The organism is Collinsella sp. CLA-ER-H11, from assembly GCF_040092445.1.
In the GTDB taxonomy this organism is placed as follows: Bacteria; Actinomycetota; Coriobacteriia; order Coriobacteriales; family Coriobacteriaceae; genus Collinsella.
This window is the reverse complement of record NZ_JBBNLN010000006.1, coordinates 88,958-106,207: the sequence shown is the minus strand read 5'-3', so window position 1 is coordinate 106,207 and position 17,250 is coordinate 88,958. Positions and strand designations below refer to the sequence as shown.

Sequence of the window (17,250 nt, the reverse complement as noted above, 5' to 3'; positions counted from 1 at the left end):
GCCGCTCCCCTCTCTCCCCCTGGGACCGACCCCGCCTGCACCCGGGCTTTTAGCAAGCGGGAGACCATATAGGTTTTCAACGTCCATGCCATTAAGATTTCATGCAAAGAGGAGCGTGAACTATGGAATCGATCGTTAAGTTCTTGGAGAAAGGTCAGCCGTACTTCGACAAGGTCTCTAAGAACATCTACCTTCAGGCCATTAAAGACGGCTTTTTGGCAGCAATGCCCATCATCCTGTCTTCTTCTGTCTTCCTGCTTATTTCGACCCTGCCGGGCGTTGTCGCCACGGTCGGCGGCTTTACGCTGCCCGACTGGTGGAACGTCGACGTCGTGAACTTCTGCAACAAGGTTTACAACTTCACGATGGGCGTCGTGGGCATCATGGTCGCCGGCACCACCGCAAGCGCGCTGACCGGCTCCAAGAACCGCCGCATGCCTGCCGGCAAGGCCATCAACGCCACGAGCACCATGGTCGCCGCCATGTGCGCTATGCTCATCTTGGCCGTTACCCAGACGAGTGCCAAGATCGACGGCGCCGATGTCTCGGTGTTCTTTACCGACAACATGGGCACCAAGGGCCTACTGAGCTCCTTTGTCGCCGCATTTGCCACGGTCAACATCTATGCCTTCTGCATTAAGCGAGACATCACCATCAAGCTGCCCAAAGAAGTCCCCGGCGCCATCGCCCAGAACTTCCGCGACATCTTCGCCTTCAGCTTCTCCATCCTATTTGTCGCCGTCATCGACGTTATCTGCCGCACCTGCTTGGCCGTCCCGTTTGCCAACGTCATCTCCACGCTGGTGAGCCCGCTGTTCGCCGCTGCCGATTCCTACGCCGGCCTCGCCCTCATCTGGTTCATGATCCCGCTGTTCTGGTTCATGGGCATCCACGGCCCCTCGGTCGTTAAGCCTGCCCTCAACGCCGCGCTGTTTGGCAACATCACCACCAACCTCGCCACGCTGCAGGCCGGCGGTCACCCCGCCCTCGCCCTGACCGAGAACTTCGGTAACTACATCGGCGAACTCGGCGGCACCGGCGCCACGTTCATTGTCCCGATCATCTTCCTGCTCTTTATGCGCTCCAAGCAGCTCAAGGCCGTCGGCAAAGCCTCTGTCGTACCCGTGATGTTCGCCGTCAACGAACCGCTGCTGTTCGCCGCGCCCATCATCCTCAACCCGTACTTCCTGATCCCGTTCCTGTTTGCCCCCGTGGCCAACGTCCTCATTGGTAAGTTCTTCATCGACTTTTTGGGCATGAACGGCTTTATCTATGCCATGCCGTGGGCACTCCCCGGACCGATCGGCACCTTCATCGACACCAACTTCCAGCCGATCTCTCTGGTCCTGGTTGTCGTCCTGCTGGTCGTTGACTTCTTAATCTACTACCCGTTCTGCAAGGCCTACGACAACGTCCTGTGCAAGCAGGAGGCCGAGACCCTGGCCGAAGAAGAGGCCGAGGAGACCAAGGCCGTCAAGACCGCTGCCGCCCCCGCCGTTGAGGCTCCTGTTGTCGAGACCGCTTCTGCCACTGAGGCCTCCGCAGCTCCGTCCGCCCTTAAGGGCAAGGATCTGAGGGTTCTGGTTCTGTGCGCTGGCGCCGGCACCTCTGCACTGCTCGCCAACGCGCTTAAGGAAGGCGCCGACGAGCTGGGCATCGACATTACCGCCAACGCCGGTGCCTACGGCAGCCACTACGCCATCATGGACCAGTACAACGTCATCGTCCTGGCTCCGCAGGTTCGCACCTATTACAACGAGATGAAGGCCGACACCGACCGCCTGGGCATCACGCTGCTGTCGCCCAAGGGCAAACAGTACATCGACCTCACTAAGGATCCCAAGGGTGCCGTCGCCTGGATCGAGGAAAACCTCGAGGCATAAGACGCTGACGCCACCTGCCGCTCGCAGAAAAAAAATGGCCCGTGCATCGATGCGTGATGCGCGGGCCATTTTGTTTAGACCGCACCCGTCCTCCTGTTCATCTTAATCTGTAACATCTAGCCGAGTTTTTGGGTCCCAGCTGTTACAGATCGAGATGAACGAGCCGAGCACGTCTATGCCCGCAGATCCTTCACACTGGAGCGCTCGACCAACACGCCCGAGACAAGCGTACGGCTTCTGGAGCTCGGAGCTTCTAGGCCCGCAACGACCTCGTTGAGCGCACGGACGCCCAGCTCGCGGTGGCGAAACTTCACCGACGTCAGAATCGAGTTGGGAATCGTCTTGTAGAGCTCATCGTCGAAGCCAATCACGGACACGTCGTCGGGCACGTTGAGTCCTTTGTCACGTAGAGCCATCATCACGCCGTTTGCCATGCAGTCGTTAGCAGCGAGGACCGCCGTGCAATCGGGTTTATCGGCAAGAACAAGACCCGCTGCATAGCCACTATCCGCATTCCAATCGCCTTGCAGAGGCTCGAGCGGCTCAATGCCACGCGCCTCGAGTGCCGCACGCCAACCTTTCATACGGCACTGACTCGACAGCGACTCTTTCTTACCCGAAACGAAGTACACGTTCTTGTGCCCGTGATTCAAGAAGTACTCGCACGCCATGCGCGCGCCGCCCTCTTGGTCGTCACTGACGGTGGAGCAGGTAGGATGTTCCATCGGTGTGATAATCACCGTCTTGAGGTCTTTCGGTGCCTCAAAAGTATCAAAGTCATCGACCATCTGACGCAGGTTGAAGATCATGCCATCAACAGGCAGCTGCGACATCCTACGCGCCGCTTCGGCAAGGGTCATCTTCTCCCCCGCCCGCTTTTTGATCATCGTGAGCGCAAAGCCGCGTTCTTCGGCGGCATCGGCGATACCGTCAATCATGTCCACGGCACCGCCCGACAAGTGAAACAGCACGACGCCGATGCACCCGTAACGGCCTAACTTGAGCGAACGTGCGGCAAAGTTGGCTCGAAACCCGAGCGCCTCCATGGCCGAATGAACCTTATCGCGTGTCGACTCTCGCACGCTATCGGGCTCGTTAATCACGCGCGACACCGTCTTGAGAGAAACGCCCGCGGCAACTGCCACATCATTCATTGAGACATTTTTCTTGTCCATCGTTGCCACTACTTCTCCAGTCGGTCTTGCATCGCTTGTTTTTTGCGTTCTAGCATACACTACCTGCCTGACTGACAAATCAACCGTTTACCGGACAATATCGACCGCTCACCCGTATATCCTTGTTGCTCTTCCAAAAATGTCTTACGTTGTCATTAACGAAATGACAACGTTGTCATTTCGCAATGCCTTCCTTAAGCAGGAAGGTTTCCGGGCAGTCCTGACCATCCATCGACGACCAGTTCCATCCACATGCATCGCGCATCAAGTAGCAAAGGAGCTCTATGGACGCCATCGTAAAGATGCTCGAAAAGCATCAACCGTTCTTTGAGAAGATCTCGAGGAACGTCTACCTCCAGGCCATTAAGGACGGATTCCTTGGGTGCATGCCCATTGTCCTCACCTCTTCGATCTTCCTGTTGATCGCCACCCTTCCTGGCGTAGTTGGCATCACGCTGCCCCAGCCGCTCATCGACTGGTGCAATAAGCTGTACAACTTCACCATGGGCGTCATGGGCATCATGGTTGCCGGCACCACTGCCAAGAACTTCACGGCGTCCATGAACCGTCGCATGCCCGCCGGCAAGGTGCTCAACGACGGCTCCACCATGGTTGCCGCCCAGTGCAGCATGCTGCTGCTCGCTGTTACGCAGTTCACCACCAAGCTCAACGGCTCCGAGCTTTCGGTCTTCGATTGCACCAGCATGGGCACGCGCGGTCTGTTCTCGGCCTATATCGCCGCGTTCATTACCGTGTGGGTCTACAAATTCTGCGTCTCGCGCGATCTGACCATTAAGCTGCCCAAGGAGGTCCCGGGCGCCATCGCTCAGAACTTCCGCGACATCATCCCCTTTGGCGGCGCCGTCATCATCTGCGGCATCATCGATGTCGTCGTGCGCAACCTCATGGGCGTTCCGTTCTCCGAGCTGCTTATCAAACTGCTCTCCCCGCTCTTCACCGCTGCAGAAACCTATCCTGGCCTTATCCTTATCCAGGCAGCCACCGCGTTCTTCTGGTTCATCGGCGTCCACGGCCCCTCGATCGTCCAGCCGGGCATCGACCCCATCCGTCTTGCCAATCAGGCCGAGAACCTGCAGGTTCTGCTGGCCGGTGGTCACCCCGCCCACTCCCTCACCTTTAACATGTCGCTCGTGGGTGAGTTCGGCGGCACCGGCGCCACGTTCATCGTGCCGCTTCTGCTGATTCTCTTTATGAAGTCCAAGCAGCTCAAAGCCGTCGGTAAGGCCTCGATTGTTCCTGTTGCTTTCGCCGTCAACGAACCGCTGCTCTTTGGCGCGCCGATGATCCTTAACCCCTACATGCTCATCCCCTTTGTTGCCGCCGGCTGCGTCAACGTGAGTGTTGCCAAGTTCTTTATCGACAATGTGGGCATGAACGGCTTCTCCTTCGTGGTGCCTTGGGCTACCCCTGCCCCCATCGGCATCTTCATCACCACGAACTTCCAGCTTATCGCCCTGGTGTTTGTCGCAATCATCATCTTGCTGGACGCCATCATCTACCTGCCGTTCTTGAAGGCATACGATAAGCTGCTCTGCGACCAGGAGGCCGAGCGCGCCGCCGAGCTGGGTCTTGAGTCCGATGGTGCCGCTTCCATCGCCGCCAGCACCCCTGCGCCCGCTGTCGAGCAGACTACCGCTTCCGTCGAGCCGACCGCCGCTGCCGCCGACAGCAAGCCTGTCGCCGATCAGCCCGAGCCCGCCGCCGACGTATCCGCTAAGAAGGACGTCGATGGCCTGAAGGTCCTCGTCCTGTGCGCCGGCGCCGGCACCTCTGCCATGCTTGCCAACGCCATCAAGGAAGGTGCCGCACAGACCGGAGAGAACATCGCTTCCTCCGCAGGCGCTTATGGTCAGCACACTGCCATCATGGATCAGTACGACGTCATCGTGCTCGCCCCGCAGGTTCGCAGCTACTACAACGACATGAAGGCCGACACCGATCGTCTGGGCATTAAGCTGCTCGCTCCGCGCGGTAAGGAATATATCGACCTTACTCGCGACCCCGCCGGCGCCATCAAGTGGCTCCGCGAGAACCTCGACTAGTTCCTCCCTCTGTTGGTGCCCGGATCCCCAGTTCGGGCACCTCTCCCTATTCGTATCCCACAGAAAGGATGACTCATGACCAACCCCATGCAGTTCCCCGACGGCTTTGTGTTTGGCGGCGCCACCGCCGCTTACCAGGTTGAGGGCGAGACCCGCACGCACGGCAAGGGCAAAGTGCCCTGGGACGATTTCCTGGCAGCTCAGGGTCGCTTCTCCCCCGATCCCGCAAGCGATTTCTACAACAAGTACCCGGTCGATATCGACCTGTGCCAGCGCTTCGGCATCAACGGTATCCGCGTCTCCATCGCTTGGAGCCGCATCTTCCCCAACGGTACTGGCGAGATCAACCCCGAGGGTGTTGCCTTCTATCACGAGCTTTTCGCCACCTGCAACAAAGCTGGCGTTATCCCCTATGTCACGCTCGATCACTTTGATACGCCCGAGGCCTTTTACCAGAACGGCGGCGAGGGCTTCCTGACGCGCACGACGATCGACGCCTTTGTCGAGTACGCCAAGTTCTGCTTTGCCGAGTTCACCGAGGTCAAGCACTGGTTTACCTTTAACGAGATTCCCGCGACCGCCGAGGGCAGCTTTATCGTCGGCAACTGGCCGCACGGCGAGAAGTATCGCCTGGACAAGGCCTTCCAGCTCATGCACAACATGATGGTGGCCCACGCCAAGGCTGTCGTCGCCTTCCATGAGGGCGGCTTTGATGGCGAGATCGGCATTGTCCAGAACCTGGAGCCCAAGTATCCCCTCGACCCCAACAACGCCGCCGACTGCGAGGCAGCTCGCATGGCCGACGTCATCAACAACCGCTGGGTACTCGACGCCACCTTCCGCGGCCATTATGCAGCCGACACCATGGAGGCTGCGACCAAGCTGGCCCATATCGCCGGCGGCGAGCTCGACGTCCGCGACGAGGACATCGCCGCGCTGACCGCCGCGCTCCCCTACAACGATTGCCTGGGCGTCAACACCTACAAGTGCCAGTTCCTGCGTGCCGCCGAGGGCGAAAACGACATCAACCACAATGGCACCGGCGACAAGGGCTCCTCGCGCTGGTTCCTCAAGGGCGTGGGCGAGTCATGCGTGCGCGAAGGCGTACCCACCACCGATTGGGACTGGATCATCTATCCCGAGGGCCTGTACGACCTGCTGCTCCGCATTAAGAACGATTACCCCAACTACAAGAAGATCTACATCACCGAGAACGGCATGGGCTATAAGGACGACTTTGAGGACGGCTTTATCGACGACGCCCCTCGCATCGACTACATGCGTCAGCATCTCGCATGGATCCTCAAGGCAATCGACGGCGGCGTGAACGTCGACGGTTACTTTGTGTGGTCGCTGCAGGACCAGTTCTCCTGGACCAACGGCTATAACAAGCGCTATGGCCTGTTCTACATCGACTTTGAGACCCAGAAGCGCTATCCCAAGGCGAGCGCGTACTGGTACAAGAACGTCGCGGAGACCGGCCTGCTCATGGCCTAACTTTTGCCGCATACCCCTTGTCGGCCGCATACGAATCCCCCACGGGTTCGTATGCGGCCTTTTTGTTTTGGTTCGGCCCGTGCGGGCCGTTTATCTCGATCTGTAACATCTAGCAGGGATTTTCAATCCTAACTGTTATAGATTTAGACGAACGGGCGACCAGGGCTGAAAGATCTCAATCTGTAACACGTAGCCCACTTTCGACCGCCTACCTGCTACAGATCAAGACAATAAGATAGTCAAATCCAAACTTTCCAAGCAGTTATAAAGCATGGTTTCTAGTTTTCGGTATCACGAACATACTTTCGGTATCATTTGATACCGATATGATACCGAAAACATATTCGGTCCCGCTGGAGGACTTCGTACGCTACCCAACCAAGTTGCAGGTTCACGAACTCCGTCGATCTTCCGAGCGCCCATGAATTCCTATTTGCGCGTCAAATCGCGTCACGTTGACACGTAAAATGGCGCGCAAATTTTTACGCGTCATTGTAAAGCGGTACCCCCGCGCCAGCAGGGGCAGAAGTATCGTCTGTAGCATTAGTTAGCAGATGACCCGCGTATGTTCCTCGATGGCGACACGATCCTCGGCGGTAATACCCGGCTCGCACACCACGGCGTCCAAACTGTCCAGGCGGCAGAAGGTGTAGAAGTCGCGCTTGCCGATCTTGCTGGAGTCGGCGATGAGGTAGCGCGAGTCGGCCTTGCTAAAGGCGAGCTGCTGGATACGACCCTCATCCATATTAGACGTAGACACGTCGCCATCCAGAATGCCGTTGGCGCCGATAAACGCCGCGTCGATGCCCAGTGCACGCAGGGTATCCTCGGCCGTTGGTCCCACAAAAGCGGCGGTGCGGCGACGGTACATGCCGCCTACCAGGCACAGGTCACAGTCCTCGCGCGGCTCGAGCAGGTTAAAGACCGAAAGCGAGTTAGTCACGATGCGCAGGCGACACGCCGGCAGCATCGAGGCCATCTGCTCCACCGTAGTGCCCGTGCCCAAAAAGATGGTCGAGCCTTCCTCGATAAGCTCCACGGCGCGGCGCGCGATCTGCAACTTTTCCTCGGCATGCTTGGTGCGCTTTTCGCTGTGCGAATACTCATGGCGCAACATAGCATGTGGACGGCCCTGCGCACTGCGGGCTCCACCGTGCACGCGTTCGATCTCGCCCAGGCTCGCAAGTTCCTCAAGGTCGCGGCGGATCGTCATATCCGAGACACCTAACGTATCAGAAATCTCTTTAACCGAGACCGTGCCCTGCTCTTCGAGCAGCTGACGAACCTTATCCTGTCGCTCTGCCTTAATCACGATGAATCCTCGCCGTTCTTTGCGCGCATATCATTCAAACAGTAACGAACAAATTGTATCAGACTCGTACGCGTCACAAATGAACGCCCGCGCAGCTCCAATCATCACTTTTTTGAGAAAAATACCCCCTGCTTTAGTGGGGTGTAGTGATAATCTCGCCTGTTCGCGCTACAGTTTGTCGGAAATACCTCGATGTTAGGAACCAAATGATCACTTCCGAGCTTTTCGGCACCGCGCCGTGCGGTACCCCCGTTCATCGTTACACCCTCAACGGGCCCGAGATCTGCGTTCGCATTATGGACTATGGTGCCACCGTGTTGGGCATCGACGTGCCCGACATCCCCGGCAACGTGCGCGATGTGGTGCTGGGCTTCGATAAGCTCGAGGATTACTTTGACAACCCCGCCTGCTTTGGCGCGACCATCGGCCCCGTGGCCAACCGTACTGCGGGTGCCACGATCACCATTGACGGTACGGACTGGCATATGCCGGCCAACGAAGGCGTCAACAACCTGCACAGTGATCTTGAGCATGGCCTGCACAAGCGCGTGTGGGATGTTGAGCTCGACGAGGTCCACAATGCCGTGCGCATGACCACCTCGCTTAAGGATGGCGAGCTGGGCCTGCCCGGCAACCGCACGTTTACGGCCGTGTTTACCGTAACGCGCACCGGTTGCTTCCGTATCGAATATGGCTGTGAGAGCGACCGCGCCACGTACGTGTCCATGACCAACCACACGTACTTTAACCTTGCCGGCCACAACGCCGGCATGGACTGTGAGCACTTCTTTGTTGCTAACGCTGCCCACTACCTGCCCATCAACGAGCAGAACATTCCCACCGGCGAGATCGCTCCGGTCGAAGGCACGCCGTTTGACTTTCGCGAGCTGCGCCCCGTCGCGCCCGGCATGGAAGCCGACGACCCGCAGATTAAGCAGGCCCGTGGCTATGACCACTGCCTGTGCATCGATGGCTATCAGTACGGCCGCAATCTGCGCCGCGCGATGCACGTCGAGGAGATGTGGACCGGTCGTGAGCTGGACTACTACACCACCGCCCCGGGTGTGCAGCTCTACACCGGCAACTGGCTGGGCGACGAGCACGCCAAGGACGATGCTAACTATGGCTGGGGCGCCGGCTTTGCCCTTGAGGCCGAGATGTACCCCGACACGCCGCACCAGCCGCTGTTCCCGCAGGGCATTGTGGGCCCGGGTCATCCCTACAGCAATGTGATTGAGTACCACTTTATGAGGCACTAAGCCCACAACGCAACATATCGCACAGCAACGCCCGCCGGCACCACCGCCGACGGGCGTTTTTTCATCTTTTGGGCTCTTTTTCGCTGTGACTGTATGAGTGACATATCAAAACTATGCCCATTTACTACGTTTAGCCCGGGATGCTCGGCCATGCACCGGTTTTTGCTAAATGCGCGAGCCGTCTACCTGCGGTTTTGTTTTTCTCAAATTCGACATGCTCGGCGATAGCCGATCAAACGTAGTAAATGGGCATTGTTTTTGACAGGCAGCATCGCGCGCGTCCCTCGCAAGGGCAAAATGATTCGTTTTTCTCCGTCCCCAAGGGATCAGTTGAACAGATTGCCGATGGGGTCGGGATTGGAGCTGGGGAGGTAGCGGATTTCTAGCTCTATGCCAAGCTTTTGCAGCTCTTTAAAGGCGGCGACATCTGCGTCGTCTACGGCAACGGCAGGCGTTATGGGGCGCTTGCCCTCCCCTGTCTGCATATGGCCAATGCTGATCTTGGTTATTGGCACACCGCCCTTAACCAGCGCGAGCGCATCGGCAGGTGAGGCCACCATGACCAGAATCCATTGACGCGGCGTTGCGGTATGAATGATATCGATGGTCCTTTGCACCGAGAAAAACCTTGTCCAAACGCCTTCTGGCGCCGCCACCCTCATGGGTGCCCATTGGCGCGAATCCGCCGCGATCTCATCGTTGACGATTAGGACAAGGTTGGAACCAGTCGCCTCGTTCCACAGCTCAATGTCTTGCCCGTAAATAAACCGGTCATCGATGCGTGTGAGAAGAATCTTGGGTTGAGCCATCGCTGCCCCATTCTGTTTGAGACCCGTAAGAGCAAGACATCGCGTCTCCAATATTAGTGCATTTAAAGTGAGAAAAGCCGTCAGAACACTTGCGCGGATGTGCGATGTCCCGTATCATAGACAGCCGTTGACGCCTCAGTTGCGTCACCACATGGCCGCCAGCGTAGCTCAGTTGGTAGAGCACCGCTCTCGTAAAGCGGGGGTCACCGGTTCGAGCCCGGTCGCTGGCTCCATTCACAAGATAGCCGCCTTCGGGCGGCTTTTTTGTTGCCGATTTCGAGCGCACATCCGCCAATGCAAGCACATCGCCGCCGGCAACTCCCCACTCAACAACAAGCCCCGCCAACCGCAATCCCCAAAGGAACCGCGATCAGCGGGACCCAAGCGCGCTCCCCCAAGGGTAACGCTCGCAAAACGAACAGCTCAGCCGAGCGGCTCGTTACTCTTCCCAGTAAGCATCTGCAAGCAGCTTAAAGCAGATCTTCTTGACCGGCTGTGCGCCATCGCCCGGGAACTCGAGCGTGGGCATATGAGGCTCGCCGGCAACAAACAGTGCAAACTTATCGTCAGCAAGATCGCCGGCGATCGAAGCGTCGGAATCGACCAGATCGTAGTCGTCCTTCTCGTCAAACTCCTGGACCAGTGTCAGGCTACCCGTAGCGACCTTAAAGGCCTCGCGGCCCTCGACGTCGATCTGCAGATCATGATAGCGCTGATGCGTCTCATAGTGAGCCTCGGCCTCGGGACGCGTCGTGGGCGCCATGACGTTCGCAAAGACCTTGTCGCCCAGAATCGGATGGCTGCCGACCTCGAGCTCCGCCGGATCGTTCTCCTCGAGCCAGTCGATCAGCACGTCGAGGCCCTTGAGCATTCCGCGATACTCCTCGATATCGCCCAATGCACCGTAAATCATCTAAATCCCCTCTCGGATCGCTTCTTTGGCGGCTACTCGGCAAACGCGTTACCGACGCTGTTGCCACCCACATACGCCTCGACCAGGGTAAGGTCGGGATTGAGCACGACAAACTCGGCGTCGCGCCCCAGCATAATGCTACCGCACTTGTCGTCGACATGAGCTAGCAAGCAATGCCGGGGCCGACGCCCAGGCTTTTACAGCTCGGTCACGACAACGCCGTTGTAGACCTCGTCCCAACGGTCCATGACCAGATGGCCGGTCATGGGATCCATGGCATTGAGCTTGCCGCAGGTATTGGCGGTACGCAGCACCGTCTCGTCGTCCGCGCCAGCAGCAATGGCATGCGCGAAGCCAGCGATAGTGGAGTCACCAGAGCCCGTGGCGTTAACGGCAGGGATATCGGGCGTCTTTGCGCGGAACGCACGGCCATTGTGGAAGCCAACGGAGCCGGCAGCGCCCATGGACACGACGACCCAGGGGATATCGGAGAAGCGGGCATCAGAGGCGAGCGCGGCGCGGAGCTCGTCCACATCGTCGGTGGTAAAGCTCGTACCCAAAAGGCCGTTGATCTCGGTCAGGTTAGGCTTGACCAGCTCGGGCTTAATTTCGGACTTAAGGGCGGCCTCGAGCGAAGCACCCGAGGTATCGAGCAGCACCTTGGCGCCGGCGTTCTCGGCAATGCCCGTGATCTTGGCATAGTAGTCTGCCTCGACACCGCGGGGCAACGAACCCGAGATGGTGACGACGTCGGCCTTGCTCGCAAGCTCGGCGAACTTTGCGGTAAAGGCATCGAGCTCCTCGGGGGCAATCGTCGGGCCGCTCTCGAGCAGCTCGGTCTGGTTGCCGGCGTGGAGGATGTTGAGGCAAATGCGAGTCTCGCCCTTGATGGGCACAAAATCATTCTTAATGCCGTTGGCATCCATGAGCTCTTCCATATAGGCGCCCATATGACCACCAAGCAGGCCGGTTGCCACAACGTTGTCGCCCAGCTGGCCCAGGACGCGGGCAACGTTAAGGCCCTTGCCGCCGGCGGTCTTTTCGGGTGTCACGCGGTTGACGTCGTCGATGACGAGTTCATCGAGCTGATAGCGCGTATCGACAGACGGGTTCATCGTAACGGTGAGGATCATTTTTAACTCCTTATCTCGCAGGCTCCTTGTGCCTCGCGATACGAGTCGACAAAACGGAATTACAGGATCTCAATCGTGAACGAGCGCACGATGGTTTCTTTGGGCTTGGCGATAAGGCAGCCGCGCTTGTGCTCAAGCACGTCGTCCTCATCGGAGCAGGTCGAAAGGCCGCCCCAGGGCTCAACTGCTACAAAATCGCCCTCGGGCTTACTCCACACAATGAGATACGGGAAACCCTCAAAGCTCAGGCGAACGCCTTTGTCCTCGCCCTTCTTGGAAAGCGTGACCTGACGGCTCTCGAGCACGTCAAAGATGGTCTCCGCAAAATCGAAGAGCTCGTGCGACAGGGGCAGCGTCTTTCCCACCATGGGGTTCTTGGAGCGGTTTGCGACGTCAATCAATCCAGTCGAGGGAACGGCGGTGCAGAGCTCCGCAGCCTCGTCTTTCTCAAAGCGCAGCTCGTAGTCCGTATAGGCCTCGCCCTCATCGAGCGGACACCTAAAGCCAGGATGACCGCCGATAAAGAACGGCATGTCCTCGGTTCCCTCGTTGGTCACCTCATAGGAGACGCGCACGGCGGTATCCTCGAGCGTATAACGGGCGACAAGCTTAAACGGATACGGATAATCGCTCAGCAGCGCGGCGTTATCCTCGGAAGCCAGGCACATCGCCAGCTCGTTCTCGCCTTGGCTCAGCAGCTTCCACTCCTGTTTGCGCGCAAATCCGTGGCGAGCGAGCTTTACATGATGCCCGGCAAACGTCATGGCGCTGTTATCGCGCAAACCTCCGCAAATCGGGAAGCAAATCGGTGCCTGGCCGGACCACACGGCGGGATCGCCCTGCCACAGATACTCGCGACCTCCGGCCTCAATCGAGGTAAACGAACCACCAGCCGTGGACACCTTAATAGAAATCGAATCGTTGGAGAGAGCGTATTCCATTGCCCATCCTTTCGAACAACTGCTTTTTTGCTCGCAAGAACCCGTCTCGGCCCTGACCAAAGGACAAACCCGCACGTTCATCGATGCGTCCGGTATCCCAGCCATGCAACGGGGTACCATACAGACATTGATGCAATTACAGCTGAAAGGCCTTCTTATGCGAACCATCATCCTCTACGCCTCGCGCCATCACGGCAATACGAAAAAGCTCGTGGACGCCATCGTTGAGGCACACCCCGAGATCGATACCCTCGACGTCAAGGCGCTCGGCAAAAACGAGTATCCCAACCTGCACGAATATCATCTGATCGGTGTCGCCACGGGCATCTATTACTCCGAGATCGACAAAGATATGGCACGCGTGCTCACTAACGTGCTGCAACCGCAGGACAAGGTGTTTGGCCTTATGACCTATGGCGGCAAAAACAAGTGGTACGGCAAGGATATCGATGGCATCTGCCGCATGAGGCAGGCCATCTTTATGGGTGTCTACGGCTGCCCCGGCTTTGATACGTGGGGGCCGTTCAAACTCACCGGCGGTGTCCAAAAGGGACACCCAACCGCTGAGGAAATTAAGGGCGCCGTCGACTTCTTCGACAAGATCGAAGACGAGTATGGCGACATCATCGTCGAAGAGTACGCCAAGCGCGAAAAGCGCCTAGCATACGAGAAGGAGCATCCTGCGGGAGGCCTGGTGGCCGGCGTTAAGCGCACGGCAAAGAAGATCGCTAACAAGCTGCAACTGTGAAGGTGCTTTTGAGCGTTTAACCCATACGGCGGGTCCGAGCAGATTCGGGCCCGCCGTCTTTTTCTATCGTTACTCGGTAAAGGCGTTGCCGACGCTCTGGCCGCCAACATACGTCTCGACGAGGGTGAGCTCATGGTCGAACACGACAAAGTCGGCGTCGCGACCCGGCATGATGCTGCCGCACTTATCCTCGATGTGCGCGGAGCGTGCCGGCACCTCGGTTGCCATGCGAATGGCGATATCGGCGCTGGCGATGCCCCAGTCGACGATGTTCTTGACGCCCTGGGCAAGCGTGAGCACCGAGCCGGCAATGCTCTTGCCGTCGGCGAGCCAGCACAGGTTGTCCTTCATGATGACGTCCATGCCACCGCTGGTGTAGCTGCCCTCGGGCATGCCGCCGCAACCCAGACAGTCGGTGATGAGCACCGTGTGCTGCCAGCCCTTTGCCTGCAGCAGCGCCTTGATGGCGGCAGGGTTTACGTGCTTGCCGTCACAGATGATCTCGGCGTAGGTCTCGGGCGTGGACATGGCAGCACCCACGACACCGGGCTCACGGTGATGCAGCCCGCGCTGGCCGTTATAGGTATGCGTAAAGCAGCTGGCGCCGGCGTTGATGGCGGCGATGCACTCATCGTAGGTGGCGTCAGAGTGACCGATGCTGGTCACCACTCCCTTGGCATTCAGAGCAGCCGCATAAGCAGCGGCACCGTCGCGCTCGGCCGCCATGGCGCTCTTAACGATGCGACCACCCGCAGCCTCCTGCCACTGATCGAAGACCTCCTCGGAGGGATCGATCAGATAAGCGGGGTTCTGCGCGCCCACGTGCTTCATGGTAAAGAAGGGGCCCTCCAGGTAGATGCCCTGAATGCGAGCACCGCAGAAGTCGGGGCCGCGACCCTCGTCCGCCTGAGCGATGGCAGCGCAGGCGTCCTTGATCTGCTCGACGCCATCGGTGAACGTCGTGGGCAGCCAGCTGGTGGTGCCGCGACGGGCTAGCTCGGTCGAGCTGATATCGATGCCCTCGGGATCGTTATCGGTAGTCGAGTGGTTGTAGAAGCCATGGATGTGAGTATCGACCATGCCCGGTGCGATCCACGATCCCGTGTAGTCCTTAATCTCGCAAGAGGGCTCGTCGGCCTGCCAGGCGCCAAAGACGCCATCCTCGACCATAAGATAGCCGCCCAGTTGCGGGCCTGCCGGCAAGAAGAACTTGTCAGCCTTAATTGCGTACGTGCTCATATGCACTCCTTGCTTCTAAAGCAGTTGACTGTGGTGATGCTTATACCCAGCACACGTGAAACAAAAAGCGCCCGCCCGCCGTTATGAGCGGACGGGCGCCCTTACAGGGGGACGCGATTAAGCGGTGAAGGGGTGAATCGTCACGCCCTTAACCACGCGGTTGACCGTGCCGGTGGGGCTCGGCGTATCGGGCGTGTTGCCCACGCGCACGGAGTTGAGCAGGCTGATAGCCTGGGCAAACATCACGAACGGCAGAGCAAGGTAGCCCTCGGGAAGTGCCTCGTAGCCCTTAAAGGTGAAGGACTCACCCTCATAGACGGTGGCACCTTCCTGCTGAACGGCGATGGTGTGCTGAGCGATCTCGTCGCCACCGATCTCGTTGAGGATGTCGATGTCGTACTGACGGGTGTAGGCGTCGTTATTGACGAACACGAAGACGAGCGTCTTATCGTCGACGAAGGACTTAGGTCCGTGACGATAGCCCATGGAGGTGTCGTAGGAAGTAGCGACCAGACCGTGAGCGAGCTCGAGGATCTTGAGCTGGCTCTCCTGGGCAAGGCCACCGAAGGAGCCAGAACCCAAGTAGGTCACGCGGTTGAAGTCGCCAGCCAGGTAATCGGCGATCTCGGGCTCACGGGAGATGACCTCCTCGCCCATCTTGGCGATGGTCTCGACCCACTCGGCCTTCTGCTCATCAGAGGCAGTGTCGAAAATAAGGGTAGAGAGCAGGGTCATGCAGGAATAAGAACCGGTCATGGCGAAGCCCTTGTCGTTGGCGCGCGGAATGAGCAGCGTCAGCGCGTTGGGATCATCGGCAGACTCGACGGCGAGCTTGCCCTCGGGAGCGCAGGTGATGTTGAGGAACTTGACGTTGTGGACGAGCTCCTTGGCAACGGCAACGGCGGCAAGGCTCTCGGGGCTGTTGCCAGAGCGGGCAAAGGAAACCACGAGCGTGGGATCCTCGGCGCGCAGGAAGTCGCGCGGGGCGCTCACGATGTCGGTCGTGGCGATGGGCTTAAAGTCGTAGAGATCAGTGTTGCCAGCGTGACGCAGGTACGGGGCGCAGGTATCGCCAACGTAGTCGGACGTACCGGCACCGGTGAAGACAACGGACAGACGACCCTCGCCCATGGCGCGAGCCTCGGCCAGGAAGGCCTCGATGGCCTCCTTGTTCTCGCGATAGATGTTGAGCGTATCACGCCAAAGCTCGGGCTGCTGAGCAATCTCGGCCGTGGTGATCTGGGCGCCGAGCTCGGTGAGCTCCTCGACACTCTTCTCGAACATTTCTAATACCTCTCTCTAGAAGTAATCCTCTGACGTGCAATTATACACTTCGGTTGGTTATCTGGTAGTAACCAGTTAAATGCAAAGAATCATCATATGGAAACGATGCGAACACTAGTCGCTACGCTGGTGGTAAACCTTGTATTTAAACTGATCGGCACGAGCAACCGAGAGTGTGTACTCCACTACCTCGTTTGACTCGTTATACGTAGTCCTGACCAAATCGAGCACAGGCGAGCCCTCGACAATTCCCAAAAGGTGGGCATCGGTGGGACGGGCTATGCTCGCATAGAACTCCTCTTCGGCCACGCGTATCTTTTGCTGAAAGTCTTGCTCAATCACATCGTAAAGCGGCTTACGCTCCAGCAGCGGTCGCTTTAGGGACAAAAATTGACGAACTGGTAGATAGCTGCGTTCGACCATCATGGGCATGTTGTCGGCAGAACGAAGGCGTTTAAGCTTAAAAATGCGATCACCGATACGCAATCCCATATGCTCGGCCAGATTTTTATCGGCCTCCATCTCGCAAAACTCGAGAATCGTGGTCTCGGGGTCGCGACCCATCGCGCGCATCTGCTCGGTAAAGCTGTAGGACTGCATAAGATTGGTTGCCTTTGCCGAACGGTCGGTCACAAAGGTACCGCGACCGTGCTGCCGAACCACCAGTCCTAAACGCTCCAGTTCCTGCAGAGCCAGGCGTACCGTAGTACGCGAGAGACCATAGCGCTCCGAAAGTTCGCGCTCGGAAGGAATCATGTCACCGGCGCGATATTCATGGTCGATCTTTTCGGTCAGAATATCGACCAGCTGATCGTACAGCGGTTGCTTACGCGCTCCGATCGCCATCCTATCCTCCCTTTTGCTCGAATTCGGCTAACTACCTAGGGTGTTTAGCATTATCTGTCTGCCACACCCGAATCATCAAGAAAACAAAAGCCGCGCGCTCTTTCGAGCACGCGGCTTTTAACATACACATGGCTTAAGGGGTCGGGGT

At 58.2% G+C, this 17,250-nt stretch carries 14 protein-coding genes and 1 tRNA gene; 6 read left to right on the top strand and 9 right to left on the bottom strand.

The window, feature by feature from the left end; translation table 11 throughout:
* Positions 1-122: 122 nt before the first annotated feature.
* Entirely contained in the window at positions 123-1,883 is a 1,761-nt protein-coding gene (locus tag AAAX35_RS06100; protein WP_022094682.1) for a PTS lactose transporter subunit IIBC, read from the top strand.
* Between the two features lie 173 nt (positions 1,884-2,056).
* Here AAAX35_RS06100 and AAAX35_RS06095 read toward each other — a convergent pair whose 3' ends face one another.
* Positions 2,057-3,058 (bottom strand): LacI family DNA-binding transcriptional regulator, encoded by a 1,002-nt coding sequence (locus AAAX35_RS06095; RefSeq protein ID WP_349117066.1) that lies wholly within the window; start codon positions 3,056-3,058, stop codon positions 2,057-2,059.
* A 284-nt stretch (positions 3,059-3,342) separates the two neighbouring features.
* Here AAAX35_RS06095 and AAAX35_RS06090 point away from each other — a divergent pair, with 284 nt between their 5' ends.
* Together AAAX35_RS06090 and lacG are read left to right on the top strand one after the other, a co-directional pair.
* On the top strand, positions 3,343-5,121 hold the full coding sequence (locus tag AAAX35_RS06090) for a PTS lactose transporter subunit IIBC (protein ID WP_349117065.1): 1,779 nt from the start codon (positions 3,343-3,345) through the stop codon (positions 5,119-5,121).
* Positions 5,122-5,196: 75 nt separating this feature from the next.
* Positions 5,197-6,618 (top strand): 6-phospho-beta-galactosidase, encoded by a 1,422-nt coding sequence (gene lacG, locus AAAX35_RS06085; RefSeq protein WP_349117064.1) that lies wholly within the window; start codon positions 5,197-5,199, stop codon positions 6,616-6,618.
* 547 nt (positions 6,619-7,165) lie between these two features.
* Here the strand turns inward: lacG and AAAX35_RS06080 are convergent.
* Positions 7,166-7,930 carry a DeoR/GlpR family DNA-binding transcription regulator gene (locus AAAX35_RS06080; protein ID WP_349117063.1) on the bottom strand — a complete coding sequence of 255 codons (765 nt, stop codon included), beginning with the start codon at positions 7,928-7,930 and terminating at the stop codon, positions 7,166-7,168.
* A gap of 206 nt (positions 7,931-8,136) precedes the next feature.
* Between AAAX35_RS06080 and AAAX35_RS06075 the strand changes: the two genes are divergently transcribed.
* Complete coding sequence (locus tag AAAX35_RS06075; RefSeq protein WP_349117062.1) at positions 8,137-9,189, top strand: aldose epimerase family protein; 1,053 nt, start codon at positions 8,137-8,139, stop codon at positions 9,187-9,189.
* A gap of 326 nt (positions 9,190-9,515) precedes the next feature.
* Here AAAX35_RS06075 and AAAX35_RS06070 read toward each other — a convergent pair whose 3' ends face one another.
* On the bottom strand, positions 9,516-9,998 hold the full coding sequence (locus tag AAAX35_RS06070) for a PTS sugar transporter subunit IIB (protein WP_349117061.1): 483 nt from the start codon (positions 9,996-9,998) through the stop codon (positions 9,516-9,518).
* 157 nt (positions 9,999-10,155) lie between these two features.
* Between AAAX35_RS06070 and AAAX35_RS06065 the strand changes: the two genes are divergently transcribed.
* Positions 10,156-10,231: transfer RNA gene (locus tag AAAX35_RS06065), tRNA-Thr, on the top strand.
* A gap of 206 nt (positions 10,232-10,437) precedes the next feature.
* On the opposite strand, the gene AAAX35_RS06060 is transcribed toward AAAX35_RS06065, so the two are convergent.
* From AAAX35_RS06060 to AAAX35_RS06050, 3 genes are all read right to left on the bottom strand, one after another.
* Positions 10,438-10,911, bottom strand: a complete 474-nt coding sequence (locus AAAX35_RS06060) for a YhcH/YjgK/YiaL family protein (RefSeq protein ID WP_117778978.1) — start codon at positions 10,909-10,911, stop codon at positions 10,438-10,440.
* A gap of 197 nt (positions 10,912-11,108) precedes the next feature.
* Positions 11,109-12,044, bottom strand: coding sequence for a hexose kinase (locus tag AAAX35_RS06055; protein WP_349117060.1), 936 nt, complete (start codon positions 12,042-12,044; stop codon positions 11,109-11,111).
* A gap of 59 nt (positions 12,045-12,103) precedes the next feature.
* Positions 12,104-12,985, bottom strand: coding sequence for an aldose 1-epimerase family protein (locus AAAX35_RS06050; protein WP_349117059.1), 882 nt, complete (start codon positions 12,983-12,985; stop codon positions 12,104-12,106).
* 157 nt (positions 12,986-13,142) lie between these two features.
* On the opposite strand from AAAX35_RS06050, the gene AAAX35_RS06045 reads away from it, so the two are divergent.
* Positions 13,143-13,733, top strand: a complete 591-nt coding sequence (locus AAAX35_RS06045) for a flavodoxin domain-containing protein (protein ID WP_349117058.1) — start codon at positions 13,143-13,145, stop codon at positions 13,731-13,733.
* 69 nt (positions 13,734-13,802) lie between these two features.
* Here the strand turns inward: AAAX35_RS06045 and nagA are convergent, their stop codons facing one another.
* From nagA to AAAX35_RS06030, 3 genes are all read right to left on the bottom strand, one after another.
* Entirely contained in the window at positions 13,803-14,972 is a 1,170-nt protein-coding gene (gene nagA, locus AAAX35_RS06040) for an N-acetylglucosamine-6-phosphate deacetylase (protein WP_022094606.1), read from the bottom strand.
* Between the two features lie 117 nt (positions 14,973-15,089).
* Positions 15,090-16,256, bottom strand: coding sequence for an SIS domain-containing protein (locus tag AAAX35_RS06035; RefSeq protein WP_035137674.1), 1,167 nt, complete (start codon positions 16,254-16,256; stop codon positions 15,090-15,092).
* Between the two features lie 114 nt (positions 16,257-16,370).
* Positions 16,371-17,102: a GntR family transcriptional regulator gene (locus AAAX35_RS06030; protein ID WP_055310430.1), complete on the bottom strand. Its 732-nt coding sequence runs from the start codon at positions 17,100-17,102 to the stop codon at positions 16,371-16,373.
* Positions 17,103-17,250 lie beyond the last annotated feature (148 nt).